The following is a 26,445-nucleotide window of genomic DNA, read 5'->3' as shown; positions in this document are numbered from 1 at the left end:
ATTGATCAACATCAGCCATGGCGGTGCACTGGCAAGCGGAACCGGCTAATCGTCGCAACATGAGGTCCATAGCAAGCCAGTCTCAGCCAACACACCGATCACACCAGGCGTTCAGCTGCAGCTGGTAGAACGCTTGGGTGAGTAATGTCCTTGCACTGATGGGGTGTTGGAGTTTTTCTGAGTACTCCGCAAAGCGAAACCGACCGTTCGACGAAGCAACCAGCAGCCCAAGAAGCCTTGATGGACAACGCCATTCAATGCGTTTTTAGGGACCTAACGGTGGAAATAAGCTGTGACCATGGCCCTGAGACGTACCATTTATCAAATACCTCAGCACCTACAGCCCAGTAAAATAGGGCTCTGAGGACTTTCGGGCTGATAAAATATGAATAATTGATGTTAAACCCAACACTTCCCGTAAAAACGGCCTATTATGGCTGAGCTGACTTCTTGTAGTTATCAGCAAAACCGCATAGGTGCTATGAGCACTCTGGCACCGCAATTCGTATCGATTTAAGAGACACACCATGGCAAATCGCGAAACTGGCACCGTTAAATGGTTCAACGATGAAAAAGGCTTCGGCTTCATCACCCCAACTAACGGCGGCGACGATCTCTTCGTTCACTTCAAAGCTATCCAGAGCGATGGCTTCAAAAGCTTGAAAGAAGGCCAGACTGTTACCTACGTGGCCGCTCGCGGTCAGAAAGGTATGCAAGCTGAAGAGGTACAGGTGGCTTAAGCCTCTGTCCTGCTTTAAAACAAACCCCGCCCTCGCGGGGTTTGTTTTATCTGCTGTTTGTAAAACCTCAACCGAATCTATAAGCCCATCTGCTTGCTGATGATCTCGTTCATGATTTCACGCGAGCCACCACCAATCGACAAAATACGATTGTCGCGGTAAAGCCGCTCCACCAGGCTTTCGCGCATATACCCCATGCCGCCCATGATCTGAACGGCGTCGTAGGTCAGTCGATCAGCAATATCAGTGGCGAAGTTCTTGGCCATGGATATTTCCTTAATCACACTTTTACCCGCCGCCATCTTCGCCGCTTGCCGATAGGTAAAGTCACGCGACACTTCAAGCTGAGTGGCCATTTCAGCCAAGCGATGTTTGAGCACCTGGAACTTGCCGATCGGCTTGCCGAACGCTTCTCGCGCCTTCGCCCAGCCCAATGCTTCCTCGAGTGCCAGTTGCGCGGTCATGTTGGCCATGATGGCCAATGACAATCGCTCACTCTGAAAGTTAGCCATGATGCAGGCAAAGCCCATATTCTCGGCGCCAATCAGGTTACCGACTGGAACCTGGCAGTCATCAAAGAATAACTCGGCCGTATCCGACGCCCACCAGCCCATTTTCTTCAGCTTGCGCCCTACAGTGAAACCAGCTGTACCCTTCTCCACCAGCAACAGGCTGACACCACCAAAGCCATCGCCACCGGTACGCACAGCAACTGTGTAGTAGTCGGCGCGCACTCCACTGGTGATAAAGGTTTTGCTACCCGTAACACGGTAGAAATCACCATCACGGACTGCTCGTGTTTTTAGATTGGCCACATCAGAACCACCCGATGGTTCGGTCACCGCTAGCGCCATAATCTTTTCACCCGCAAGTACCTGCGGAACAATGCGCTCACGCAACTCAGGCCTGGCCCACTTCATCACGGGCGGTAAACCGATATCCAACGAGCCAAGTCCGGCCACGAGACCGCCAGAGCCCGAGCGCATCAACTCCTCGCTGGCAGCAACCTTGGCAAACACATCACCCTCATGGCTACCACCAAACACTTCTGGGTAACCGATGCCGAGAATCCCAGCCGCACCCGCCTTCAGATAAAGCTCGCGAGGAAACTCCTCAGCCTCCTCCCAGTCATTGATATGCGGCAGAATTTCGCGCTCGACAAAACGCCGAACCGAATCGCGCACCAACTGGTGTGAGTCATCAAAATATTCTTGGAAGGCAGACATGAGGGAACTCCGCTGAGGTTTCAGCGAAATTACCAAGCGCTTGCTTGGTTTACAAGGGAATGCTTAAAACGACGCCAACTGTAATCGAGTCGCTCGCCAATCGCAGCCTAAAGCAGAATAGGTCGCCGCCCAGCAATCGAGTGCGCCAAGGTACCACCGTCGACTAATTCCAGCTCACCACCCAACGGCATACCGTGGGCAATGCGCGAAGCAATCAGACCTTTTCCCGCCAACAGCTGAGCAATGTAATGCGCTGTAGCCTCACCCTCGACCGTTGGGTTGGTTGCCAGAATCACCTCATCGAAACTTCCTGCTGCGATGCGCGCTAGCAGTTCAGGAATGCCTATCGCCTCCGGCCCTAGACCATCGAGTGGCGACAAGTGCCCCTTGAGCACAAAGTAGCGACCCCGAAACCCGGTGTGCTCGACGGCATAAACATCCATTGGCCCCTCAACGACGCACAGCAGACGATCATCACGACGCGGATCAAGACAAATCTGGCATTCATCCTCTTCGCTCAGGCTGCGGCATTGCTTGCAGTACCCGACCCCGTTCATAGCTTGCGTTAGCGCCTGGGCCAGACGCAGCGCTCCAGTCCGGTCACGCTCAAGCATCTGTAACGCCATACGTTGAGCGGTCTTTTGCCCAACGCCTGGAAGAATGCGTAGAGAGTCAATCAGGTGGCGGATCAGCGGGCTAAAGCTCATAGGAAATACTCAACGACAACGAAGACTCAAGCGCTTGCTATGCAGTCACTCTAAGAGTTGTTAAGACCCCTGCAGAGCTAGCCATAAGCGGGTGCAGACTGAGTGCGCCTACACCCGCTTGCTGCGCAATCATTTGCGCTAGACGGGATAGCTTTTTAGAACGGCATCTTGAAGCCTGGAGGCATCTGCATACCCGCCGTCACACCAGACATTTTATCCTGACTGTTTTGCTCTACCTTACGTACCGCATCGTTCACCGCAGCGGCAATTAGATCCTCAAGGATTTCCTTGTCTTCTTGCATCAGACTGTCATCCAGGCTGACACGCTTGATATCGTGACGCCCAGTCATAACCACGCTGACCAAGCCAGCGCCGGATTGGCCGGTAACTTCGGCGTTCGCCAGCTCTTCCTGCATCTTCTGCATTTTTTCCTGCATCTGCTGAGCCTGCTTCATCAGGCCGGCCATGCCACCTTTCATCATGGGGTAATCCTCGGTAATTAGGGGTTAACAGGAGTGTCTAGGGGTTCAATACTGTCTGCGCGAATCACCGCACCGAATTGCTGAATCATCTGTTGGATCAAAGGATCCTTCTCGATCGAGGCTTCTGCATCACGTTGTCGATTAGCGCGTTTACGCGCCGCAGCCTGCGCCGGGGTTTCCTGCTCAGGCTTATGTAACTCAATCAATACGCTGAGTTCGCGCCCGTGAAACTGATTAAGCGCCTCATTAAGACGCCGCTGCTGAGTTGAGTTGAACAGCGCCGACTGCGCAGGATCAAGGTGCAACAACCAGTTATCGCCCTCAACAGAAATCAGCGTGCAGTTGGCCCCGATACTGCCGGTCATCCCAGACAACCCAAGCTTAGGGAATAACTCCAGCCACTCAGCAGCAAGTCCTGTTGCCGGCTGGGCGGCTGGCAACACCTCTGGCTCGACAGACTCACTGCGCTCTACGGCGTCAAAATCATAATCAAACGACTCGGCATCCATCTCGACATAGTCATAATCGCCCAGCGGCGGCTCATCGTCGTCGTCATCATCAACCAACGATGCCACGGGGAGCGACTCGGGCACTGCAGGCTGTGGCACTTCAACAACTACATTGCCAGTAATAGGCACAACAGGTTCAAGCGCATCAAAAACCGGCGTTTGAACCGGCTCTTCCCAGGGCAAATCAACAACCTTTTTAGGTGCAATGCAGACAGACGCAGACTGCGCAGCGGGCTCTTTGACAATTTCAGGCGCTACCACAACGTACTGCTCAGCAGCAGCCGGAGTCGCCTCAACAACTGGCGCAGGGTGAGATTCGGCGACAATTGCAACAGAAGTGCTGACCGGGTCTGCGTGAGCAGTACCAGCCACTGGGTTGGTCGCGGGATCAGCAGTGGCCTGGCTAATCCCTAGCGGCTTTAGCACCACCCTAGGCGCATCATTGGTATCCGCTGGGCGGAAGGCCAGCATACGCAACAACACCATCTCGAAGCCGCTACGCGGATCTGGCGATAATGGTAAATCGCGTCGTCCAATCAGCCCCATTTGATAATAGAACTGCACGTCCTCACTGGGCAGAACGCTAGCCAGCTCAAGCACCCGCTCACGGTCGCCCTGGCCATTATCAACCGCCTCGGGCAGCGCCTGAGCAATGGCCACACGGTGTAGCACATTGAGTATTTCGGATAACACGCCATTCCAGTCCGGCCCCTGCTCAGCCAAGTGCCGCACGGCCTCAATAAGGCCGCGTGCATCCCCCTCAAGCAAAGCATGCAACACGCCATAAACCTGACCATGGTCGAGAGTCCCCAACATGGCGCGAACATCGGCCGCTAAAACCTTGCCCTCACCAAAGGCAATCGCCTGATCGGTCAAGCTCATAGCGTCGCGCATGGAGCCATCTGCCGCTCGGCCGAGCAACCAGAGCGCATCGTTTTCAAATGGAATCTGTTCGGCGGCCAAAACATGACTAAGGTGGTCAACCACCCGCTCTGGCGGCATGTTCTTCAGCGAGAACTGCAGACAACGCGACAGCACTGTGACCGGCAGTTTCTGTGGGTCAGTTGTAGCCAAAAGGAATTTGACGTGAGGAGGCGGCTCTTCCAGTGTTTTCAACAATGCGTTGAAGGAACTGGTAGAGAGCATGTGTACTTCGTCGATCAGGTAGACCTTGAAACGCCCACGACTGGGCGAGTACTGCACGTTATCGAGCAATTCGCGGGTGTCTTCAACCTTGGTCCGGCTGGCTGCATCGACCTCAATCAGGTCAATAAAACGACCTTCGTCAATCTCTTTACAGATCGAACAAACACCGCAGGGTGTCGAGCTGATGCCAGTTTCACAATTCAGGCACTTGGCAATAATCCGCGCAATCGTTGTCTTGCCCACACCACGCGTGCCCGTAAACAAATAGGCATGGTGCAGACGTTGACTATCGAGCGCATTGATAAGCGCACGAAGCACATGAGTCTGGCCAACCATTTCGCTGAACGAGCGCGGACGCCACTTACGTGCAAGAACCTGATAACTCATCGAAACCCGTCACGAGAGGAAAGCAAAAGTGGCGCTAATCCTAACGGAGCATGGGCTAAATTGCATCTGATGCGCAGCCCACGAATGACCGCCCAGCACATTACTGACAAATGAGCTGGCTAATAATTAACCAAACGAGTATTATCCGCCTTGTTCGTACCACGCTGTAAGTCAATCAGGCCTTTTGGCCACCTCGATGGTTTCCAGGTAAGAGCGCATAACCCAAAGGTATGCCGCACAGCTCGAGCCCTTGACCCAACCTGCTGACTGATCTGGCCGTCCCGCGCAAGCGCTGACTCAAGCCCGCCTCCGAAGTACCGACCCGCACAAAGTAATCTCAATGGGAACTTGTGCGCGCAGTCCAGCTCCAATCTGCACATGCAATAGACAATTCAAGTCGACCGCCTGGAGCTCTATTTAGCGCAATGACGCGCCTGCTGTTTTAGGAAATACCAAAAAATGAATACTCAACACCAAATTCAGGATGCCATTCGCACCCTATCCAGTGCATTTGCACCGTTTGATTGCCGCATCCTTGCCGCCCGCAAAGGCAGCTTTAGCTTCACCATCGTCAATGATGCTGGCATCGCCAAGCACAGTCAGCGCCTATATCCCGGCCAGTACGGTGCCGCGCACCTACAGCAAGTCATTGAACGTGCCCGACAATCACTGGCGGCCTGATCGCCGAAAGCGGCGAACCATCGAACCATCTTGAGGTCTGAATCTATCACCCTCAGGATGGAGTACCGTCATGGATAGCATTAATCGCCAACTCGTCGAACAGCTGTTTTCCCCACTGCGCGCCACATTCAGCCCGCCCCGCCCAGATGGCGGAGTCGTGCTGTCATTACTGGATGCAAGCGACGCCACAGCCTATAGCCGCGTACTCAGCGCCGCTCAACGCACAGACTCACAGGCCTTCGCGCAAAGCCTTGAAGACATCCGCCTAGAACTTGCAATGCGCTCTGGCAACATCCCCGCCGACATGCGCAAAGCTCTGAAGGAACAGGACAGCATCCTCAGCTACCAGACAAACTGAGGAGACGCGAGGCCCAGCTCACTGCAGGGCCCGCAATATAATTGCCGTTACCACCATCATCGCGAGAAGCAATTTTTGATCGACAGCGATTAAGCAGCGAAGCCAGAACACTGGCTGCCAACTTAGCGCGATAAAAATCAAATGACGTAAACTCAAAGCCCAGCAAAGATCGACGATCTTACAGGCAGGGTATTTGACGATCGAGGGTATCGAGACTGGCACTTACTCAGCAGATGAGTCATTACCATGGCGAGACTGGAGGCAGCCCTACCAGCCACACCTCGGCACACAATGTCACCGCTGCGGCTGCTCCCTTCCAGGCCTGACCGGGTTCACGGTTAATCGTTGCGAGGGGACCGGCAGGACCACCATAACGCAGCTCACTAGAAGCGAGCTGAGGTATTGTACCGGCTTGACTTGAAGTTACAACCGTTTCAAACACTTAGCCTAATTAATCGCGTACTAGACACGAAACCTACCAACCAACTTAGTCAGTCCATGTGATAACTCAGATAGCCGCTGACTGGCCTTGGCACTCTGCTCAGAGGTTTTTGCTGCTTCATCAGACAGATCGCGAATATCACTGATATTACGTGCAATCTCCTCAGTCACACTGCTCTGCTCCTCGCAAGCTGTAGCGATCTGCGCCGTCATGTCGTTGATACGCTGGACCGAATCGCTAGTGTCAGTGAGTGCCTGATCTACACCCGCCGCTTGCTCAACACTTTGTCGCGCCCTGGTACTTCCTGAATGAGTAGCCTTAACGGCATTCTGCACACCAACTTGCAGGCGCTCGATCATCACTTGGATATCCTTAGTCGATTCCTGCGTGCGCGCTGCCAGTGCACGCACCTCATCCGCAACAACCGCGAAACCGCGGCCCTGCTCTCCGGCGCGTGCTGCCTCAATCGCAGCATTCAATGCTAACAAGTTGGTTTGCTCAGCAATGCCCCTGATAACAGCTAGTACCGCACCAATATTGGTGGCCTCCTGCTCAAGGGTTTGGATAGTTACCGAAGCGCTTTCTACTTCTTGCGCCAACTGACGAATAGAGTTAATCGTTGCTCCAACTACTCGCGCACCCTCTCGTGATTGAGCTTCTGCACCACGAGCCGCGTCAGCTGCATTTTGCGCATTACGTGCCACTTCATGCACAGCAGAGCTCATCTGCGTTGCCGCAGTACTCACCTGATCTACTGCTGCGTGCTCACTGCTGATCAACCTATCATTGGCTGCAGCCATCCCTGCCAGATTTTGCGCAGAGCTTTCGACCTCACCCGTAACTCGACCAACCTCTTTTATCAACGGCTGCAATTTATCGAGAAAGCGATTGAATGCATGACTGAGCTTACCCAACTCATCATTAGACAACACATCCAAGCGCACCCGCAGATCGCCATCACCGTCAGCAACCTGCTCAATACGGTTAAGTAAATTATGTAACGGCCCAGTGACAAGGATTGGAAAACCAACGACCAATACGAGGCAAACGACTAAGCCGATGACAATAATCACCCCCTGCTGCCAGCTCAAAGTTTCGCCCAGCGCTATGGCTGCAAGCCCTTCGGCATTAGCTGCCACATCATCCATCTCGCCCAGCTTGTCGATGACTGTGCGCATTGCCTCAAACTGCTCTTCGCTGCTACCGAAACTCAACACACTTGCCGCCTGAGGATCATTGATAGCTAACTGTAAGACCTTTTGCGAGGTTGCCTTCCAGCGCTCAAAGCCCGCGTCGAACTGCGTAACTAATATCATCGCCTCACTGCCAGGCTGCATACCTGCGAATTTATGTACGCGGTCATAAGCCTGCTGCAAGTTCTCCGCATGCGTAGCTGTCAGCGCATCAGTATTTGCTCCCACCCCCTCATCAAGTAAGCTGCGCTCTGCAACAAACGCCTGATAGAGATCGCGATCCGCATTCAACAGCAGACTAATGCCTGGCAAGAAACGATTAGTCAGCTTCGTGCTTGAGTCAGCGACCTCGGTAATCCCTCGCATACCGAGAACGCCCATAGAAACAAGCAAAACCGCCAGCAACAAAATGGGAAGTGCGATCTTCCAGCGAAAACCTAAATCAGCAAAGACACGCAGCATGCTGGCTCTCCAAGGCAATGACTAAGTAACATCAGCATAGACTGCGCCCCAGAATCATTGCTAATGACTTTTGCACACGCAAATTTTCAGCGAGGGCAGATATCCTGACCCGCACTCAATCCGCATCAACCCCAAAGGAACTTAACCATGGCAATAACTAAAGACCAACTGATCAGCGACATTGCGGAAGCCATCGACACACCAAAAAGCACAGTACGCGCAGCACTCGAACAGTTGAGCGAGATCGTATCCGACGCACTGGAAAATGGTGACGAGATCACTCTACCTGGCATTGGCAAACTCAAAGTGAACGAGCGCCCTGCGCGTACCGGCCGAAACCCAAAAACCGGTGAAGCGCTACAAATTTCCGCCAAGAAAATCGTCAAATACGTACCGGCAAAAGCGCTAAGCGACGCAATAAACTGAGCTTCGGTGCGCTCTGCAGGAGCGCACTTCGTAACAGAGCCAGCGCTAGGCTTTTAAAAATTTTCGGCGATTAAAGTAAAACCCCCGACCAGTTTCCTGATCGGGGGTTTTGGTATAGGTGCTTGACGATGACCTACTCTCACATGGGGAAACCCCACACTACCATCGGCGATGCATCGTTTCACTACTGAGTTCGGGATGGGATCAGGTGGTTCCAATGCTCTATGGTCGTCAAGCGATTCAGCTGGAGTATCGTCGTTAGACGCTGCTCCGAATTGGGTATGTGATAAAGGTAGCTGTGTTCTTACAAATTTTCGGCTGTTGCAGTCTTCATAGAGACACACAAACATCAAATTGTTTGGGTGTTATATGGTCAAGCCTCACGGGCAATTAGTATTGGTTAGCTCAACGCCTCACAGCGCTTACACACCCAACCTATCAACGTCGTAGTCTTCGACGGCCCTTTAGGGAACTCAAGGTTCCAGTGAGATCTCATCTCAAGGCAAGTTTCCCGCTTAGATGCTTTCAGCGGTTATCTTTTCCGAACATAGCTACCCGGCAATGCCACTGGCGTGACAACCGGAACACCAGAGGTTCGTCCACTCCGGTCCTCTCGTACTAGGAGCAGCCCCTTTCAAATCTCAAACGTCCACGGCAGATAGGGACCGAACTGTCTCACGACGTTCTAAACCCAGCTCGCGTACCACTTTAAATGGCGAACAGCCATACCCTTGGGACCGGCTTCAGCCCCAGGATGTGATGAGCCGACATCGAGGTGCCAAACACCGCCGTCGATATGAACTCTTGGGCGGTATCAGCCTGTTATCCCCGGAGTACCTTTTATCCGTTGAGCGATGGCCCTTCCATACAGAACCACCGGATCACTAAGACCTACTTTCGTACCTGCTCGACGTGTCTGTCTCGCAGTCAAGCGCGCTTTTGCCTTTATACTCTACGACCGATTTCCGACCGGTCTGAGCGCACCTTCGTACTCCTCCGTTACTCTTTAGGAGGAGACCGCCCCAGTCAAACTACCCACCATACACTGTCCTCGATCCGGATAACGGACCAGAGTTAGAACCTCAAGGTTGCCAGGGTGGTATTTCAAGGTTGGCTCCACGCGAACTGGCGTCCACGCTTCAAAGCCTCCCACCTATCCTACACAAGCAAACTCAAAGTCCAGTGCAAAGCTATAGTAAAGGTTCACGGGGTCTTTCCGTCTAGCCGCGGATACACTGCATCTTCACAGCGATTTCAATTTCACTGAGTCTCGGGTGGAGACAGCGCCGCCATCGTTACGCCATTCGTGCAGGTCGGAACTTACCCGACAAGGAATTTCGCTACCTTAGGACCGTTATAGTTACGGCCGCCGTTTACCGGGGCTTCGATCAAGAGCTTCGCGTTAGCTAACCCCATCAATTAACCTTCCGGCACCGGGCAGGCGTCACACCCTATACGTCCACTTTCGTGTTTGCAGAGTGCTGTGTTTTTAATAAACAGTCGCAGCGGCCTGGTATCTTCGACCGGCATGGGCTTACGCAGTAAATGCTTCACCCTCACCGGCGCACCTTCTCCCGAAGTTACGGTGCCATTTTGCCTAGTTCCTTCACCCGAGTTCTCTCAAGCGCCTTGGTATTCTCTACCTAACCACCTGTGTCGGTTTGGGGTACGGTTCCTAATTACCTGAAGCTTAGAAGCTTTTCCTGGAAGCATGGCATCAACCACTTCGTCATCTAAAAGATAACTCGTCATCAGTTCTCGGCCTTGAACGCCCGGATTTACCTAAGCATTCAGCCTACCACCTTAAACACGGACAACCAACGCCGTGCTGGCCTAGCCTTCTCCGTCCCTCCATCGCAGTAATTAGAAGTACGGGAATATTAACCCGTTTCCCATCGATTACGCATTTCTGCCTCACCTTAGGGGCCGACTCACCCTGCGTCGATTAACGTTGCGCAGGAAACCTTGGTCTTTCGGCGTGGGAGTTTTTCACTCCCATTGTCGTTACTCATGTCAGCATTCGCACTTCTGATACCTCCAGCAAGCTTCTCAACTCACCTTCACAGGCTTACAGAACGCTCCTCTACCGCTCATCCTAAGATGAACCCGTAGCTTCGGTGTATGGTTTGAGCCCCGTTACATCTTCCGCGCAGGCCGACTCGACTAGTGAGCTATTACGCTTTCTTTAAAAGATGGCTGCTTCTAAGCCAACTTCCTAGCTGTCTAAGCCTTCCCACATCGTTTCCCACTTAACCATAACTTTGGGACCTTAGCTGACGGTCTGGGTTGTTTCCCTTTTCACGACGGACGTTAGCACCCGCCGTGTGTCTCCCGTGCTGACACTTGTTGGTATTCGGAGTTTGCATCGGTTTGGTAAGTCGGGATGACCCCCTAGCCGAAACAGTGCTCTACCCCCAACAGTGATACACGAGGCGCTACCTAAATAGCTTTCGAGGAGAACCAGCTATCTCCGAGCTTGATTAGCCTTTCACTCCGATCCACAGGTCATCCGCTAACTTTTCAACGGTAGTCGGTTCGGTCCTCCAGTTAGTGTTACCCAACCTTCAACCTGCCCATGGATAGATCGCCCGGTTTCGGGTCTATACCCAGCGACTGTCGCCCTATTAAGACTCGCTTTCGCTACGCCTCCCCTATTCGGTTAAGCTCGCCACTGAATATAAGTCGCTGACCCATTATACAAAAGGTACGCAGTCACCCAACAAAGTGGGCTCCCACTGCTTGTACGCATACGGTTTCAGGATCTATTTCACTCCCCTCTCCGGGGTTCTTTTCGCCTTTCCCTCACGGTACTAGTTCACTATCGGTCAGTCAGTAGTATTTAGCCTTGGAGGATGGTCCCCCCATATTCAGACAAAGTTTCTCGTGCTCCGTCCTACTCGATTTCATTGATAAGAGATTTTCGTGTACGGGGCTATCACCCACTACGGCGGCACTTTCCAGAGCCTTCCACTAATCTCAAATCAACTTAAGGGCTAGTCCCCGTTCGCTCGCCACTACTAAGGGAATCTCGGTTGATTTCTATTCCTCAGGGTACTTAGATGTTTCAGTTCCCCTGGTTCGCCTCACACACCTATGTATTTAGTGTGTGATAACCAGCTTATGCTGGCTGGGTTCCCCCATTCAGAGATCTCCGGATCAAAGTCTGTTTGCCGACTCCCCGGAGCTTATCGCAGGCTACAACGTCTTTCATCGCCTCTGACTGCCAAGGCATCCACCGTATGCGCTTCTTCACTTGACCATATAACCCCAAGCAATCTGGTTATTGTCTCTAACGTGAAGACGACATTCGCCGAAAATTTGCAATTGAGAACTACAAATTTTACCTTGACCAAATTAATTACCAGTGAAAGTAATTAATCAGTCACTTCTATCACATACCCAAATTTTTAAAGAACGATTTTCTTACTGGTCAAAGACCAGAAATCAACATTCATCTGCTGTTAGCAGGAACGTTCATTTCTGAACTCTTACTATGCTGTATATGGTGGAGCCAAGCGGGATCGAACCGCTGACCTCCTGCGTGCAAGGCAGGCGCTCTCCCAGCTGAGCTATGGCCCCATATTCGTACAAGGCCAAACCCCACAACAATTGGTGGGTCTGGGCAGATTCGAACTGCCGACCTCACCCTTATCAGGGGTGCGCTCTAACCAACTGAGCTACAGACCCAATCGTCTTTTTCAATGAATCAAGCAATTCGTGTGGGAACTTATGAAGAAGCTGAAGTCTTCGATTAAGGAGGTGATCCAGCCGCAGGTTCCCCTACGGCTACCTTGTTACGACTTCACCCCAGTCATGAATCACACCGTGGTAACCGTCCTCCCGAGGGTTAGACTAGCTACTTCTGGTGCAACCCACTCCCATGGTGTGACGGGCGGTGTGTACAAGGCCCGGGAACGTATTCACCGTGACATTCTGATTCACGATTACTAGCGATTCCGACTTCACGCAGTCGAGTTGCAGACTGCGATCCGGACTACGATCGGTTTTATGGGATTAGCTCCACCTCGCGGCTTGGCAACCCTTTGTACCGACCATTGTAGCACGTGTGTAGCCCTGGCCGTAAGGGCCATGATGACTTGACGTCATCCCCACCTTCCTCCGGTTTGTCACCGGCAGTCTCCTTAGAGTTCCCACCATTACGTGCTGGTAACTAAGGACAAGGGTTGCGCTCGTTACGGGACTTAACCCAACATCTCACGACACGAGCTGACGACAGCCATGCAGCACCTGTGTCTGAGTTCCCGAAGGCACCAATCTATCTCTAGAAAGTTCTCAGCATGTCAAGGCCAGGTAAGGTTCTTCGCGTTGCTTCGAATTAAACCACATGCTCCACCGCTTGTGCGGGCCCCCGTCAATTCATTTGAGTTTTAACCTTGCGGCCGTACTCCCCAGGCGGTCAACTTAATGCGTTAGCTGCGCCACTAAGAGTTCAAGACTCCCAACGGCTAGTTGACATCGTTTACGGCGTGGACTACCAGGGTATCTAATCCTGTTTGCTCCCCACGCTTTCGCACCTCAGTGTCAGTACCAGTCCAGGTAGTCGCCTTCGCCACTGGTGTTCCTTCCTATATCTACGCATTTCACCGCTACACAGGAAATTCCACTACCCTCTACCGTACTCTAGCTCAGCAGTTTTGGATGCAGTTCCCAGGTTGAGCCCGGGGATTTCACATCCAACTTACTGAACCACCTACGCGCGCTTTACGCCCAGTAATTCCGATTAACGCTTGCACCCTTCGTATTACCGCGGCTGCTGGCACGAAGTTAGCCGGTGCTTATTCTGTCGGTAACGTCAAAGTAGCAACGTATTAAGTTACTACCCTTCCTCCCAACTTAAAGTGCTTTACAATCCGAAGACCTTCTTCACACACGCGGCATGGCTGGATCAGGCTTTCGCCCATTGTCCAATATTCCCCACTGCTGCCTCCCGTAGGAGTCTGGACCGTGTCTCAGTTCCAGTGTGACTGATCATCCTCTCAGACCAGTTACGGATCGTAGCCTTGGTGAGCCATTACCTCACCAACTAGCTAATCCGACCTAGGCTCATCTAATGGCGCGAGGCCCGAAGGTCCCCCGCTTTCTCCCGTAGGACGTATGCGGTATTAGCGTCCGTTTCCGAACGTTATCCCCCACCACTAGGCAGATTCCTAGGCATTACTCACCCGTCCGCCGCTCTCAAGAGAAGCAAGCTTCTCTCTACCGCTCGACTTGCATGTGTTAGGCCTGCCGCCAGCGTTCAATCTGAGCCATGATCAAACTCTTCAGTTCAATACTGCTTGGGTTTTGAGAAAACCCTAAACCTAGCTCAGCAATCGTTGGTTACATCTTTGATTTCTCGCGGAGTAACTTGTGATGCTGATAATCTTGCGACTAGCAGTCTTACCTCACAAGCACCCACACGAATTGCTTGATTCAGTTGTTAAAGAGCGGTGGTTAAGTCTTTCGTCTCAACCGAGGCGCGAATTCTACAGCAGCCTCATCTTCCGTCAAGTGATTTCGAAAATTTCTTTTCAAACTCAACCACTTGCGCTTTCGATCAACTTCTAGCTTCTCGTCAGCGGGAGGCGAATTCTACAGCGTTTCAAACCGCTGTCAACCGCCTCTTTTACCGCTTTCGATCATCTCGATCGAACCACCAACAGAATCAAACCACTGCCCTGCCAGCCAGGCGCATTCTACGCAGCTTTCGCAGCTTTGCAACCCATTCTTGAAAACCAACCTATTGTTTTATAAGCAGTTTAATGAGCTGCGCTAGAGACACGATAAAGGTCAACCGTTTGCTTGGCTTCGCAAGGCAAGTACCAGACCCATGCTCTTCTTTATTAAGAGAACTGATCACCTGATCATGCTGACCGCAATACGGACTATCGTACCTGACGAGCACCTTTTTCGAAATCACTCATAACCCCACCTATATAAAGAGACAGACCACTTCACACAAAGCGAGGCTAACACTCCAGCCAGACCATTCCATTTGCACCACCTCAGCACTACCTCGCCAACAGCTACACAGATAGCATTTGCAGATCTACACCCCAAACCAGCAACAGCCCTCCTTGCACACCAGATACTACCGGGCGCTCAACTACCCTTAGCCACCCAACGCACGCCTTTTGATTGCAAGCACCTGAAAGTATGTGAAAAAAATTACAATTTGGGTTAGACAAACGCAATACAACTGCTATTATTCGCGCCGCCACGGGAAGATGCCGGAGTGGCCGAACGGGACGGATTCGAAATCCGTTGTGTTAGCGATAGCACCTAGGGTTCAAATCCCTATCTTCCCGCCATACAAAAAAAGCCCCGCCGCTCAATGAGCTGCGGGGCTTTTTCTTGCCTTTTAGAAAGCAAGACGCCTAAAGACATCCTAACTAAGCAGGCCACGCTGTAGCGCAACCACTTAAACCCCACACCCACGACAGGCTGAAACACAGCTAACCACTCACAAGCTATGACCCGAGAACAGTGTGCTATAGCGTACCTCGATCTGTCAGCGCACCACGCCACCCCAAGGTAACGCGGCACAGACCGACTCGAGAGCATTGATCAGACTGTCAAAAACCACCTTCTCGTGAATCGCATAGCTTTAAGCAGATGAAGGGGTATCAGCCAACTTGATCCCCCTCAAGCACAACCGACTTATGCAGTCAGTCGCGTCAGTGCTTCGCGGTATTTATCCGCAGTTTTCTGAGCAATGTCTGCAGGTACGGCAGGGGCTGGCGGTTCTTTGTTCCAGCCGGTGGATTCCAGCCAGTCACGCACAAACTGTTTATCAAAACTCGGTGGATTCTTGCCTTCTTCATAGCTGTCAGCCGGCCAGAAGCGGCTAGAGTCAGGAGTCAGAGCCTCATCCATGAGAATCAGCGTGCCATTTTCGTCTAAACCAAACTCGAACTTGGTATCAGCAATAATAATGCCGCGCGTGGCAGCGTATTCGACTGCCGCGCTGTACAGAGCAATGGAGGTGTCACGCACTTTAGCGGCCAGCTCTGCACCGATGATCGCTTCGCACTGGGCGAAGGAAATGTTCTCGTCGTGATCGCCCACAGCTGCTTTGGTTGAAGGGGTAAAGATCGGCTGAGGTAGCTTAGCCGCCTCCTTTAACCCTGCGGGTAATTGGATACCGCAGACGGTGCCGCTCTTCTGGTATTCCTTCCAACCAGAACCAACGATATAGCCACGCACAATGGCTTCTACCGCAACTGGCTTGAGGCGTTTGGCCACCACAGCACGACCTTCCACCAACGGCAATTCAGCGACTGATACAACATCTTCAACCTTGTCGCCTGTGAAATGGTTGGGCACCAGGTCCGCTAATTTGTCGAACCAGAAATTGGAGATAGACGTGAGGATCTTGCCCTTTTCCGGAATCGGCTCATTGAGAATCACGTCGAATGCCGAAAGACGGTCGCTAGCGACCATCAGCATGCGCTTGTCGTCGATTTCGTAAAGATCACGGACTTTGCCGGAGTAGATTTTCTTCAGGCTCAGGGTGGTGACTGTGCTCATGTCGGAATTTCCGTCTTTAGTAAACAAAACAGGCGAAACCCGCCGGGTTTCGCCTATTGATAATGCCGGTGCAGCAGTTGCCTGCTGTCAGCCAAGGTTTTCCTGAATCAGATCAAGCACTTTGCGCGCCACATCGCTCGGGGCGATGGTGTTTAGGTCTTTTTCTACGGAGACCTGCACGCTATCGCCTACGGCTGTGAGGCGCACCTGATAGCGCTCGGCACGGGCGTCAATTTCTTCCTTGCTTGGCGCACTACCAAACACCTTGCCGAAGAAGCCTGGCTGCTCATCTGGTTTCTGCGCACGCTCAGCCAGGTTTATGTAATACACACCCAGGCTGCGGTTGATGTCGTCGATACGCACATCGGCCATTTCCAGGGAGCGACCAACACCCGACCAAGCACGGTCGAAATCAGCACCCAGGCTCAGTACCGGATTGCCATTACCGTCTTCCGACAGGCTGACACGATTTGGAGCGTCATAATCACGCGCAGCCAGCAGGGAGACCGATCCGCCCTGCTCGGCGCTACGCGCCAAACTTACGAGCATCTCATCGAGCAGCGCAGCATCCAGAGCAGAGTTGCTAGTGCGGTTAGTGAAGGCGACATCTGCCGTGCTGCCAGCTGGACGCTCGGCACTGACCACGAAGACCTCACTAGTGTTGCGCTGAACACCTGGCTCAATTCGGACCCGGACACGGGTTTCAACATCTGCAGAAGCACCGGAAACACGGCTATTCAGACGACGCGCCATAGCCTCAGGCAAGGCGTCAACAGACTGCCAAGCGGTACTGAACTCACCCGTTTGCGGACGCTCTTCAGCAATCTGAAAACCGTTATCGGTAAAGAACTGACGCGCCACTGGCCATACTTCAGCCGGTACACGCTGCGCAACCACCCAGCGAGAATCGCCACTCTTTTGCAGGCTGAACTCACTGGCATCGCCTGCCACCGCCAATGACTGCGGGCGCGGCACAGTGAACTCGCCTTTATCCGAAGTAGTTGCTACCTGCTGCGGTACGGGCAGCAGTGGATCAATACGCTTAGCGTCAACATTTGACGGGATTTGCATGGTGGCCGTTTGGCGGGCTTCGAGGTAATCACTGCCGCGGTCACGGAAGTAACCGTTTTCGCCATAGATCCAACCACAACCACTAGTGCCAGTAATAATCAGGGCCAGTGCAGAGAGTCCGGTGAGTCGCTTCATGCGTCGTAATTCCTCAATTAAACCAATACGCCGGACTGGCGCATGGCCTGACGCAGCGGTTCATGACAACGCGGACTGAGCCAGGTCAGCGGCAGACGGATACCGTCCGGCATAAGACCCATTTCATGCAGAGCCCACTTCACCGGGATCGGGTTGGATTCGATAAACAACGACTTATGCAGCGGCATCAAGCGGTCGTTTATAGCGCGGGCAATAGCCGCTTCACCGCGCATGGCAGCAGCGCACAAGTCGCTCATAGCGCGCGGAGCAACGTTGGCAGTGACGGAAATATTACCCTTGCCACCCATCAACATCAGCTCAACAGCGGTGGGGTCGTCACCGGAGTAAACGAGGAAGTCCTTGCTGACACGCTCCAGCACTTCCTGAGCACGCTGCAGATCACCGGTGGCTTCCTTGATACCGATGATGTTATCGATCTTGGACAGACGCTCGACTGTCTCTGGCAGCATGTCGCAGACCGTACGGCCCGGCACGTTGTAGAGAATCTGTGGGATGGCGACCGACTCGGCAATATGGCGGAAGTGCAGATACAAGCCTTCCTGGGTCGGCTTGTTGTAATACGGCGTGACCAATAGGCAAGCATCAGCGCCAACCTCCTTGGCAGCGCGGGTTAGCTCGACCGATTCACGGGTGGAGTTGCCACCGGTGCCGGCGATAACCGGAATACGGCCAGCGACTTGATCGACCACGCGGCGGATCACTTCAATGTGCTCACCCACGTCAAGCGTGCAGGACTCACCCGTAGTGCCGACCGCGACGATGGCGTTGGTGCCCTCCTGTAGGTGGAAATCCACCAGCTTGCTCAGGCTGTCCCAATCAAGACCACCCTGTGCATCCATGGGCGTAACCAGTGCCACCATACTGCCCGCAATCATGCAACTGCTCCTGCCGGAAAAAGTGAGCCGTAATGGTACTGGGGCCACCTGCCTTGCACAAGGCGAACTAATGAGGCCACGCACATACAATTAATATCGTTCAGTGCAGCACATTCCTCAGCCGCCTAGCCCACTGGCATTCCTTTAAGCGGTGCTTTTCGCTACCCTTCGGGCTTTGATCAGCCCCGCATACGCAGACTGATCGTTCTATTGTTTAGGAAGGCTGCATGTCCACCCCCCCAGTTCGCGAACAATTCCTGCTTATCAGCGCCCTCGGCCCCAACGCCATGGAGCTGACCAATGTGCTCTGCCGTACCAGCCACGAAAACCGTTGCGCCGTGGTCAGCACTCGCCTTAGCCGGCATGGTGATTACAGCGCACTGGTGCTACAGATATCCGGCAGTTGGGATGCCCTCGCTCGCCTGGAGTCAAGCCTGCCAGCACTGGCGAAGAAACACAGCTTCATGGTCAACGTGATTCGCAGCGCCGCTTCGGAAACCCGCCCCCAAGCGCTGCCTTATGTCGCCTATGTCAGCTCGGTTTATCGCCCGGACATCCTCAACGAGCTGTGCCAGTTCTTTCTCGACCACCAGGTTGAGCTGGAGAACCTGACCTGCGACACCTACCAAGCACCGCAGACCGGCGGCACCATGCTCAACGCCACCCTGACCGTAACCCTGCCCGCGGGTACGCAGATTAGCTGGTTGCGCGATCAGTTCCTCGATTTCGCCGACGCCTTGAATCTGGACGCACTGATAGAACCTTGGCGCCCACAGACCCCGTAAAGGAGCACGTTATGGCCGTAGCAATTGACACACCGGTTGCCGACTTCCAGGCGCAGGCCACCAGTGGCCAAACCATCGAGCTGTCCGCACTCAAGGGTCAGCAGGTGGTGATCTATTTCTACCCAAAAGACAGCACGCCTGGCTGCACCACCGAAGGCCAGGGCTTTCGTGATCACTACCCGGCGTTTCAGGCAGCCAACACCGTGGTATTGGGTGTATCCCGCGACGGGATGAAGTCTCACGAGAACTTTAAGAGTAAACAGCAGTTTCCTTTCGAGCTGATCTCCGACAAGGATGAAGCTATTTGCCAGCTATTCGATGTGATCAAGCTGAAAAAGCTCTACGGCAAGGAATACCTAGGCGTCGACCGCAGCACATTTCTGATCGATAAAGACGGCGTACTGCGCCAGGAATGGCGAGGCGTCAAAGTGCCGGGGCACGTCGATGCTGTACTGGCCGCCGCCCAGGCCTTGAATAAAGCCTAAGAACCACACGCAATAAAAAGCCGGTCAATTGACCGGCTTTTTATTGCCCACACGACTACGGCGCGACCTGCTCACTGCGCGGCCAAGCGTCGATCACCGCTTTGAACAGCGTGGCCAATGGAATGGCAAAGAACACCCCCCAGAAGCCCCACATGCCGCCAAACAGCAACACCGCGCAAATGATGGCGACAGGGTGCAGGTTGACCGCCTCGGAGAACAGCAGCGGCACCAGAACATTGCCATCCAATGCCTGAATGATGCCGTAGACCACCATCAGGTAAATGAACTGGTCACCAAAGCCCCACTGGAACAACCCAATCAGCGCAACCGGCACCGTCACAACTACCGCGCCGATGTACGGCACCACCACTGACAAACCGACAAACAATGCCAGCAACGCCGCGTAGTTAAGCCCCAGGTAAGCGAACGCCACATAGGTGACCACGCCACAGATGAGGATTTCGATGACCTTGCCACGGATGTAGTTGGCAATCTGCTTGTTCATCTCCTGCGCCACCAGGGTGATAAGCGATCGCTCACGCGGCAAATAGCTGCGAAACCATGCACCGATCAGCTCGCGATCCTTGAGAAAAAAGAACACCAAGATGGGTACCAGCACCAGGTAGATCATGATGCTGACCAGCATCGGCAGGCTGGACAGCGAGAACGACAACGCCCACTGGCCGAACTTGCCCGCCTCGCCGCGTACACCCTCAATCAGCTGCAGCACCTGCGCATCAGTGATCAGCGTCGGGTAGCGCTCCGGTAATAATAGAAACAGCGACTGCCATTCACCGAGCATGCGTGGCAGCTCATTGAACAACGTACTGAGCTGCTGCCAGAGCAACGGCATCAAGACCAGCATAAACAGAGCCAGCATGCTCATGAACAAGGTGAACACCAGCCACACCGCCACCACCTGCGGCAGATGCAAACGCTCAAACGCGTTGACCAATCCCTGCATCAAAAACGCCAGCACCAGACCGGTCAATACCGGTGCAAGCATGCCGCCCAGCGTCAGAATGGCAGCAAAGCCGACGATCAGTAGCAATGCCAACACCACTGCCTGCTCATCAGAGAAATAGCGATGTAACCAGTCCTGAAACACCTTGAGCATTGTGACTCCTTACCTGGGCTACACCGTATGTGTGCCGCCTCATAATCAATACTTACTGCAGCCGTGCTAAGCCTTACGCAACCAATAGCGGTAAACGCCGCCATCAACCTCTTCACGCAATAAACCATGCCCCGCAAGGCTGGCGAAGGCACGGAAGTCGCGCTGCGAGCCGGCATCAGTGGCCTCAACCATCAGCACCTGGCCGCTGACCAGACGATTGAGTTCCAGCTTGGCCTTGAGTAAAGGCAGCGGACAATTCAGGCCACAAGCATCCAGTTGCGCGTCGAAGTCTTCGGCACGCCATTGCATATCAGTCATTTATCTACTCCGAGAGGGCCGCAAGGATAACCAAGACCGCACAACCCTGGCCAGCACCGCTGCCAGGCAGCTACAGTAACGGCTTTGTACGACACGAGCTTTGTGCATGAGCCTTCTGCGCCCTACCCTATTGACGCTCGCCTGCCTGCTGGCAACCCCCGGCATGGCCAGCAATCTGCCCTCCCTTGGCGATGCCAGCTCGGCCATCGTCTCACCGCAGCAAGAACACCAGCTGGGCCGCGCCTGGCTGAGCTTGGTGCGCGGCCAAGTCAGCCAACTGGATGACCCGCAACTCAAGGACTTCATCGAGACCAGCGTGTATCGATTGAGCGAAACCAGCCAACTGCAAGATCGTCGCCTGGAGTTCGTCCTGCTCAACAGCCCGCAGATCAACGCCTTTGCTGCACCCGGTGGGATTGTCGGGGTCAATGGCGGCTTGTTCTTGTATGCCCAGACCGAGGCGGAGTACGCCTCAGTCATGGCCCACGAACTGGCGCACTTGTCACAGCGCCATTTCGCGCGAGGCCTTGAGGCTCAGCAACGCATGCAGATCCCGGTGATGGCCGGGCTGCTGGCCGGGATTGTTGCTGCCGCAGCCGGTGCCGGCGACCTGGGCATAGCGGCAATCGCCACAACGCAGGCGGCGGCACTTCAAGAACAGCGGCGCTTCTCCCGCCAGAACGAACAGGAGGCCGACCGCATCGGCCTGGTCAACCTGGAGAAAGCCGGCTTCGACCCCCGCGCTATGCCCAGCATGTTCGAGCGGTTAATGCGCCAGTATCGCTACGACCGCAAGCCGCCGGAGTTCCTCCTGACGCACCCGGTGTCAGAATCACGCATTGCCGATACCCGCAACCGCGCCGAGCAGTACACCGCAACAGGCGCCACCGACAGCGTGCGCTACCAGTTGATGCGCGCGCGCGTGCAGTTGATCTACGAAGAAACACCGGGAATCGCTGCCAAGCGCTTTCGCAGCATGCTGGATGAAAACCCGAACATGGAAGCCGCTCGCTACGGCTTGGCGATTGCGCAATTGAAAAGCGGCCAATACAAACAGGCGCGCGAGTCCCTGCAACCGCTGCTTAAAATCTCGCCCAACGATGTGACCTATAACCTGGCGCAGGTTGAGCTGGACATGGCGAGCAACCGCCTTGCTGACGCACAAAGCCGAATCACCCGGCTACTGACCCTCTACCCGAGTAACTACCCCGTCAATCAGGCGCATATCGATCTGCTGATGAAACAGGTACGCACCCAAGAGGCGGAGCGCGCCCTGGATGAGATGCTGAAAAGTCGCGGTAAAGATCCTGACGTCTGGTACCAAGTCGCAGAAGTACGCGGTCTAAGCGGCAACACCATCGGCCTGCACCAAGCGCGCGGGGAGTTTTTCGCCTTGGTCGGCGACTACAAACAGGCACTGGAACAACTCGACTTCGCCAAGCGCCGCGCCAGTAACAACTTCCAATTGGCATCACGTATCGATGCCAGGCAACGTGAGCTGATAGAAGAGCAGCGCATCATCGAACAGATGCTGCGCTAGACAGAAAAAGCCCGGTGAATACCGGGCTTTTTTATACTGGCTGTTTAAGCATTACCGCTTAACTTGAGCCGCGCGGCCTGGGTAAAGTCCAGCATACGCTTGAGCGGCTTGATCGCTTTAGGGATCAGCGCCGGGTCGACGAATATCTCGTTGCTGCCCTCACGCAAGCACGCCAGAGTGCGCTGCAGGGTATTCATCGCCATCCACGGGCAATGTGCACAGCTGCGACAAGCTGCACCGTTACCAGCAGTCGGCGCGGCCACAAATTCCTTGTCGGGGCACAGCTGCTGCATCTTGTAGAAGATGCCAGCGTCGGTGGCGACGATAAAGGTCTTATTCGGCAAGGCTTGTGCGGCGGCAATCAGCTGACTGGTGGAGCCCACAGCATCGGCCAGATCAATCACGGCCGTTGGCGACTCCGGGTGAACCAGAACAGCGGCGTCCGGGTACAGCGCCTTCATGTCTTCCAACTGCTTGGCCTTGAACTCCTCATGGACGATACAAGCACCATCCCACAGCAGCATATCGGCGCCGGTCTTGTTCTGGATGTAACGCCCCAGATGCTGATCGGGCGCCCAGAGAATGCTCTCGCCGTTATCCATTAGGTGCTCAACAATCTCCACGGCACAACTGGAGGTCACCACCCAGTCGGCACGCGCCTTCACCGCCGCCGAGGTATTGGCATAAACCACCACGGTACGCTGCGGGTGCTGATCGCAAAACGCCGAGAACTCTTCGACCGGACAACCCAGATCAAGCGAGCAGGTCGCTTCAAGCGTCGGCATCAGCACGCGCTTTTCGGGGTTGAGGATTTTCGCCGTCTCGCCCATGAACTTGACGCCAGCCACGAGTACCGTCTGCGCCGCATGTTGATTGCCGAAACGGGCCATTTCTAGCGAGTCAGAAACACAGCCACCGGTTTCCTCGGCCAAAGCCTGCAGCACCGGATCACAGTAATAGTGCGCGACCAGTACGGCGTTCTGCTTTTTTAGCTCAGCTGCGATTTCGGCACGGTAAAAAGCTTCCTGCTCGGGCGTCAGCGGCTTGGGCTGCTTAGCGTCGAGGTGAGCTTGCACCAATAGGCGTTCGGAAATCTGCGTCATGTCATCAGGCCCTGTGAAGGTCTATCAGCGCGGAACTCGAGTATACCCGTCAGTTTGCTGGCAGCGCAGGAGAGGTAATCGAGATAGAAATTACAGATAAAAAAAAACCTGAAAATTCCTTTAATCAGAACTTTCAGGCTTTCTTGCCCTTCCGAAGAAGGAAATATGGTGGGTCGTGTGGGATTCGAACCTACGACCAATTGGTTAAAAGCCAACTGCTCTACCAACTGAGCTAACGACCCGACGCGAGACGTATAATACTGATTTAATTCAGGAATTCAACACCTTGCAGAAAATATTTTAGAAATAACGCGTAGGGTCAACGATTCCTGCCGCGACAAAGCCGGCAGCACGAAGACGGCAGCTGTCGCACTTACCACACGCACGCCCTTGCTCATCCGCCTGGTAGCAGGAAACTGTCAACGCATAGTCAACCCCTAGCCGAACACCCGCCTGAGCGATTTCAGCTTTGCTCATATTCTGCAGCGGAGCCTGAATGCGAAAACCCTGCCCCTCCACACCCGCCTTGGTAGCCAGATTGGCCATGCGCTCAAAGGACTCGATAAATTCCGGGCGGCAATCCGGATAGCCCGAATAATCCACGGCATTCACGCCAATGAAAATATCTCGCGCACCCAGCACCTCAGCCCACCCCAGAGCGAGGGACAGGAACACGGTATTACGCGCAGGCACATAGGTCACCGGAATCCCTTCTGTCGGACCTTCCGGCACATCGATGCTGGCGTCAGTTAGGGCCGAGCCACCCATGCCATTGAGGTTAAGGCCAATCACCTTGTGCTCGACCACTCCCAACTGCCGAGCCACCTGCTCAGCCGCCTGCAATTCGGAGCGGTGGCGCTGGCCGTAATCGAAACTCATGGTGTAACAGCTGTAGCCATCGGCCTTGGCCAGCGCCACCACGGTGGCCGAATCAAGGCCGCCAGACAGCAGGATTACCGCTTTCTTCTCGCTCATATCAATGTCCCGGCTCATCATTCCAGAGAATCTTGTGCAACTGCATCTGCAGGCGCACAGGCAGGTTGTCGGCAATGATCCACTCTGCCAGGGCACGCGCATCCAGCTCATGGTGACTCGGCGACATCAGCACCTCACTGACGCGAGCGTCCAGGCCGTACTGGATAAGCTTGCTTACCGCCCAGTCGTAGTCCTCACGCGAGCAAATGACAAATTTGACCTGGTCATTAGGGGTCAGCAGGGCAATGTTCTCATAGCGATTACGTGCAACCTCGGCCGAGCCTGGAGTTTTCAGGTCGAGGACCTTACTCACCCGCGAGTCGACCGCCGACACATCAAGTGCACCACTGGTCTCCAGCGACACCTCAAAGCCGGCACCACACAGACGCTTGAGCAGCGCAATGCAGTTAGGTTGCGCCAATGGCTCGCCACCCGTCACACAGATATAGCGCGGCTTGTAGCCGGCGACCTGCTCGACAATGGCATCCAGCGACATCATTTCCCCGCCACTGAAGGCATAGGCGGTGTCGCAGTATTGGCAACGTAAAGGACAGCCGGTCAGGCGAACGAACACAGTCGGCAAGCCGGCGGTGCGCGTCTCGCCCTGCAGCGAGTAGAAAATCTCGGTAATGCGCAGGGTATCTTGCATATCGGCCACGGGCGTAACAGCTAAACAGGCTGTCCGCCTCCGTTGCGGGAAAGGGGCGCGGATTGTATATGAAAAAATTTCCGGGAGAAATTTTTAACGTCGCGCAGCGACGGCCCGAAGGGTGGCCGCAAGGAATGGCAGGCTATAAAAACCCCGGGAGGAGTTTTTATAGCCGCAAAGCACCAGTAGCAAGGTAGCTGCCAGAAACGGCAGACCATAAAAACCCGCGCAGGGCGCGGGCTTGGTTATGACTCATCCAGCTTTACGGCAAGCGCTGCAAATCACGCTGCGCCAGCTGGGCGGCAGAGCTGCCTGGGTACTGCGCAATAACCTGCTGCAGAATACCCTTGGCCTTGTCGCTATTGCCCAGGCGCTGCTCGACATCAGCCAGCTTGAACAATGAGTCCGGCACCTTACCATGGCTTGGGTAAGCTTGACTGACCCGAGCAAAGGCCTGACCGGCACCCTGCAGATCACCCTTCGCCAGGTTCACCTCACCCAGCCAATACTGGGCGTTACCGGCGTACTGACTGTTCGGGTACTTACGTAGAAACGCGGCAAATGCCTGGCTAGCTTTGTCGAAGTCCTTGGCCTTAATCAGGTCAAAGGCGGCTTCGTAGAACAGTTTTTCCTTTGCCGGGTCGGCCGGCTCATTACTGGCCGGAGCCTGCCCCGCCGTTGGCGAGGTCGGCGTACCACTGGCATTGATCGCGCCAGTGGCTGAAGAATTCTGGCTGGCTGCAGCACCTGCTGCACCACCACTCAAACGCTTATCAAGATCCTGGTAACGCTCCAGGCTTTCTTGTTTAAGGCGCTGAATTTCATTCTGTTGTTCTTCCAATGTACCGCGCAGCTGCGCGATCTCTTGCTGCATCTGCTGCAACTGGTTGAACAGCATGCCCTGCGCCGAGACAGGAGCCGCAGCTCCTGCCCCCGCGTAGGTGCCGGACGCACCGTAACCAGCAGGCGGATAACTGCTGCCGTAACCGGCATTGTTATCCACCACGGGAACCTCAGCCCACGCCGCAAGCGGGAGGCTGAGCGCCAAAACGGTTAAAGCACGGCGGCACGTTCGCATATCG

Annotated in this window: 21 protein-coding genes, 4 tRNA genes, 3 rRNA genes, 1 other RNA gene and 1 pseudogene; 8 read left to right on the top strand and 22 right to left on the bottom strand. The window is 54.3% G+C overall.

The features are described from left to right. The first annotated feature begins 527 nt into the window (after nt 1-527). The gene (locus ACEPAJ_RS08655) at nt 528-740 is read left to right on the top strand and encodes a cold-shock protein (protein WP_069516724.1); all 213 of its coding nucleotides are present in this window, start codon (nt 528-530) and stop codon (nt 738-740) included. 77 nt (nt 741-817) lie between these two features. Here ACEPAJ_RS08655 and ACEPAJ_RS08650 read toward each other — a convergent pair whose 3' ends face one another. The 4 genes from ACEPAJ_RS08650 to dnaX all read right to left on the bottom strand — a co-directional run bounded on the left by ACEPAJ_RS08650 (nt 818) and on the right by dnaX (nt 5,197). After that, nucleotides 818-1,966 carry an acyl-CoA dehydrogenase family protein gene (locus ACEPAJ_RS08650; protein ID WP_425914517.1) on the bottom strand — a complete coding sequence of 383 codons (1,149 nt, stop codon included), beginning with the start codon at nt 1,964-1,966 and terminating at the stop codon, nt 818-820. 107 nt (nt 1,967-2,073) lie between these two features. After that, nucleotides 2,074-2,673 (bottom strand): recombination mediator RecR, encoded by a 600-nt coding sequence (gene recR / locus ACEPAJ_RS08645; RefSeq protein WP_425914516.1) that lies wholly within the window; start codon nt 2,671-2,673, stop codon nt 2,074-2,076. Nucleotides 2,674-2,828: 155 nt separating this feature from the next. Further along, complete coding sequence (locus ACEPAJ_RS08640; RefSeq protein ID WP_090242388.1) at nt 2,829-3,155, bottom strand: YbaB/EbfC family nucleoid-associated protein; 327 nt, start codon at nt 3,153-3,155, stop codon at nt 2,829-2,831. A 17-nt stretch (nt 3,156-3,172) separates the two neighbouring features. Beyond that, nucleotides 3,173-5,197: a DNA polymerase III subunit gamma/tau gene (gene dnaX / locus ACEPAJ_RS08635; protein WP_425914515.1), complete on the bottom strand. Its 2,025-nt coding sequence runs from the start codon at nt 5,195-5,197 to the stop codon at nt 3,173-3,175. A 459-nt stretch (nt 5,198-5,656) separates the two neighbouring features. Here dnaX and ACEPAJ_RS08630 point away from each other — a divergent pair, with 459 nt between their 5' ends. Both ACEPAJ_RS08630 and ACEPAJ_RS08625 read left to right on the top strand, forming a co-directional pair. Then, the gene (locus tag ACEPAJ_RS08630; RefSeq protein ID WP_425914514.1) at nt 5,657-5,878 is read left to right on the top strand and encodes a hypothetical protein; all 222 of its coding nucleotides are present in this window, start codon (nt 5,657-5,659) and stop codon (nt 5,876-5,878) included. Nucleotides 5,879-5,948: 70 nt separating this feature from the next. Beyond that, nucleotides 5,949-6,236, top strand: coding sequence for a DUF3509 domain-containing protein (locus ACEPAJ_RS08625; RefSeq protein WP_425914513.1), 288 nt, complete (start codon nt 5,949-5,951; stop codon nt 6,234-6,236). A gap of 265 nt (nt 6,237-6,501) precedes the next feature. Here ACEPAJ_RS08625 and ffs read toward each other — a convergent pair. From ffs to ACEPAJ_RS08610, 3 genes and pseudogenes are all read right to left on the bottom strand, one after another. Then, an RNA gene (gene ffs, locus ACEPAJ_RS08620) (signal recognition particle sRNA small type) lies at nt 6,502-6,598 on the bottom strand. A 100-nt stretch (nt 6,599-6,698) separates the two neighbouring features. Beyond that, nucleotides 6,699-7,478, bottom strand: a complete 780-nt coding sequence (locus ACEPAJ_RS08615) for a methyl-accepting chemotaxis protein (protein WP_425917979.1) — start codon at nt 7,476-7,478, stop codon at nt 6,699-6,701. 78 nt (nt 7,479-7,556) lie between these two features. Continuing rightward, nucleotides 7,557-8,333, bottom strand: a pseudogene (locus tag ACEPAJ_RS08610) (MCP four helix bundle domain-containing protein); the annotation flags it as partial. A 147-nt stretch (nt 8,334-8,480) separates the two neighbouring features. Between ACEPAJ_RS08610 and ACEPAJ_RS08605 the strand changes: the two are divergent. Then, entirely contained in the window at nt 8,481-8,759 is a 279-nt protein-coding gene (locus ACEPAJ_RS08605; RefSeq protein ID WP_425914512.1) for an HU family DNA-binding protein, read from the top strand. 120 nt (nt 8,760-8,879) lie between these two features. Here the strand turns inward: ACEPAJ_RS08605 and rrf are convergent. From rrf to ACEPAJ_RS08580, 5 genes are all read right to left on the bottom strand, one after another. Then, nucleotides 8,880-8,995: ribosomal RNA gene (gene rrf, locus ACEPAJ_RS08600) — 5S ribosomal RNA — on the bottom strand. 133 nt (nt 8,996-9,128) lie between these two features. Continuing rightward, a 23S ribosomal RNA gene (locus ACEPAJ_RS08595) occupies nt 9,129-12,018 on the bottom strand. A 244-nt stretch (nt 12,019-12,262) separates the two neighbouring features. Beyond that, nucleotides 12,263-12,338, bottom strand: a tRNA-Ala gene (locus tag ACEPAJ_RS08590). A gap of 31 nt (nt 12,339-12,369) precedes the next feature. Next, a tRNA-Ile gene (locus ACEPAJ_RS08585) sits at nt 12,370-12,446 on the bottom strand. A 65-nt stretch (nt 12,447-12,511) separates the two neighbouring features. Then, nucleotides 12,512-14,048: ribosomal RNA gene (locus tag ACEPAJ_RS08580) — 16S ribosomal RNA — on the bottom strand. The 16S, 23S and 5S rRNA genes sit together here with 2 tRNA genes alongside, the layout of an rRNA operon. Nucleotides 14,049-14,980: 932 nt before the next feature. On the opposite strand from ACEPAJ_RS08580, the gene ACEPAJ_RS08575 reads away from it, so the two are divergent. After that, nucleotides 14,981-15,070: transfer RNA gene (locus ACEPAJ_RS08575), tRNA-Ser, on the top strand. Between the two features lie 349 nt (nt 15,071-15,419). On the opposite strand, the gene ACEPAJ_RS08570 is transcribed toward ACEPAJ_RS08575, so the two are convergent. From ACEPAJ_RS08570 to dapA, 3 genes are all read right to left on the bottom strand, one after another. After that, nucleotides 15,420-16,289, bottom strand: a complete 870-nt coding sequence (locus tag ACEPAJ_RS08570; protein WP_425914511.1) for a phosphoribosylaminoimidazolesuccinocarboxamide synthase — start codon at nt 16,287-16,289, stop codon at nt 15,420-15,422. An 87-nt stretch (nt 16,290-16,376) separates the two neighbouring features. Next, nucleotides 16,377-17,495 carry an outer membrane protein assembly factor BamC gene (gene bamC, locus ACEPAJ_RS08565; protein WP_425914510.1) on the bottom strand — a complete coding sequence of 373 codons (1,119 nt, stop codon included), beginning with the start codon at nt 17,493-17,495 and terminating at the stop codon, nt 16,377-16,379. Between the two features lie 17 nt (nt 17,496-17,512). After that, nucleotides 17,513-18,391, bottom strand: coding sequence for a 4-hydroxy-tetrahydrodipicolinate synthase (gene dapA, locus ACEPAJ_RS08560; protein ID WP_274089451.1), 879 nt, complete (start codon nt 18,389-18,391; stop codon nt 17,513-17,515). Nucleotides 18,392-18,618: 227 nt separating this feature from the next. Between dapA and ACEPAJ_RS08555 the strand changes: the two genes are divergently transcribed. Continuing rightward, nucleotides 18,619-19,176, top strand: a complete 558-nt coding sequence (locus ACEPAJ_RS08555; protein WP_425914509.1) for a glycine cleavage system protein R — start codon at nt 18,619-18,621, stop codon at nt 19,174-19,176. An 11-nt stretch (nt 19,177-19,187) separates the two neighbouring features. Then, a complete protein-coding gene (locus ACEPAJ_RS08550; RefSeq protein WP_425914508.1) occupies nt 19,188-19,661 on the top strand; it encodes a peroxiredoxin in 474 nt (157 codons plus the stop codon). 55 nt (nt 19,662-19,716) lie between these two features. On the opposite strand, the gene ACEPAJ_RS08545 is transcribed toward ACEPAJ_RS08550, so the two are convergent. Together ACEPAJ_RS08545 and ACEPAJ_RS08540 are read right to left on the bottom strand one after the other, a co-directional pair. Continuing rightward, nucleotides 19,717-20,778, bottom strand: coding sequence for an AI-2E family transporter (locus tag ACEPAJ_RS08545; protein ID WP_425914507.1), 1,062 nt, complete (start codon nt 20,776-20,778; stop codon nt 19,717-19,719). A gap of 66 nt (nt 20,779-20,844) precedes the next feature. Beyond that, nucleotides 20,845-21,096 carry a sulfurtransferase TusA family protein gene (locus ACEPAJ_RS08540; protein WP_274089447.1) on the bottom strand — a complete coding sequence of 84 codons (252 nt, stop codon included), beginning with the start codon at nt 21,094-21,096 and terminating at the stop codon, nt 20,845-20,847. A gap of 106 nt (nt 21,097-21,202) precedes the next feature. Here ACEPAJ_RS08540 and ACEPAJ_RS08535 point away from each other — a divergent pair, with 106 nt between their 5' ends. Continuing rightward, the gene (locus ACEPAJ_RS08535) at nt 21,203-22,636 is read left to right on the top strand and encodes a M48 family metalloprotease (RefSeq protein WP_425914506.1); all 1,434 of its coding nucleotides are present in this window, start codon (nt 21,203-21,205) and stop codon (nt 22,634-22,636) included. A gap of 44 nt (nt 22,637-22,680) precedes the next feature. Here ACEPAJ_RS08535 and nadA read toward each other — a convergent pair whose 3' ends face one another. The 5 genes from nadA to ybgF form a co-directional block, all read right to left on the bottom strand. Further along, entirely contained in the window at nt 22,681-23,739 is a 1,059-nt protein-coding gene (gene nadA / locus ACEPAJ_RS08530; RefSeq protein ID WP_274089445.1) for a quinolinate synthase NadA, read from the bottom strand. 166 nt (nt 23,740-23,905) lie between these two features. Beyond that, nucleotides 23,906-23,981 (bottom strand) — tRNA-Lys (locus tag ACEPAJ_RS08525). Nucleotides 23,982-24,039: 58 nt separating this feature from the next. Further along, a complete protein-coding gene (queC, locus tag ACEPAJ_RS08520; protein ID WP_425914505.1) occupies nt 24,040-24,714 on the bottom strand; it encodes a 7-cyano-7-deazaguanine synthase QueC in 675 nt (224 codons plus the stop codon). Nucleotide 24,715: 1 nt separating this feature from the next. Next, a complete protein-coding gene (gene queE / locus ACEPAJ_RS08515) occupies nt 24,716-25,363 on the bottom strand; it encodes a 7-carboxy-7-deazaguanine synthase QueE (protein ID WP_425914504.1) in 648 nt (215 codons plus the stop codon). A 262-nt stretch (nt 25,364-25,625) separates the two neighbouring features. Next, nucleotides 25,626-26,441 carry a tol-pal system protein YbgF gene (ybgF, locus tag ACEPAJ_RS08510; protein WP_425914503.1) on the bottom strand — a complete coding sequence of 272 codons (816 nt, stop codon included), beginning with the start codon at nt 26,439-26,441 and terminating at the stop codon, nt 25,626-25,628. Nucleotides 26,442-26,445: the final 4 nt, after the last annotated feature.

It is taken from the genome of Pseudomonas sp. GWSMS-1 (assembly GCF_049847425.1).
Lineage (GTDB): Bacteria > Pseudomonadota > Gammaproteobacteria > Pseudomonadales > Pseudomonadaceae > Aquipseudomonas.
Note: the sequence above shows the minus strand (reverse complement) of the source record. Positions and strands in the feature narration are given on the sequence as shown.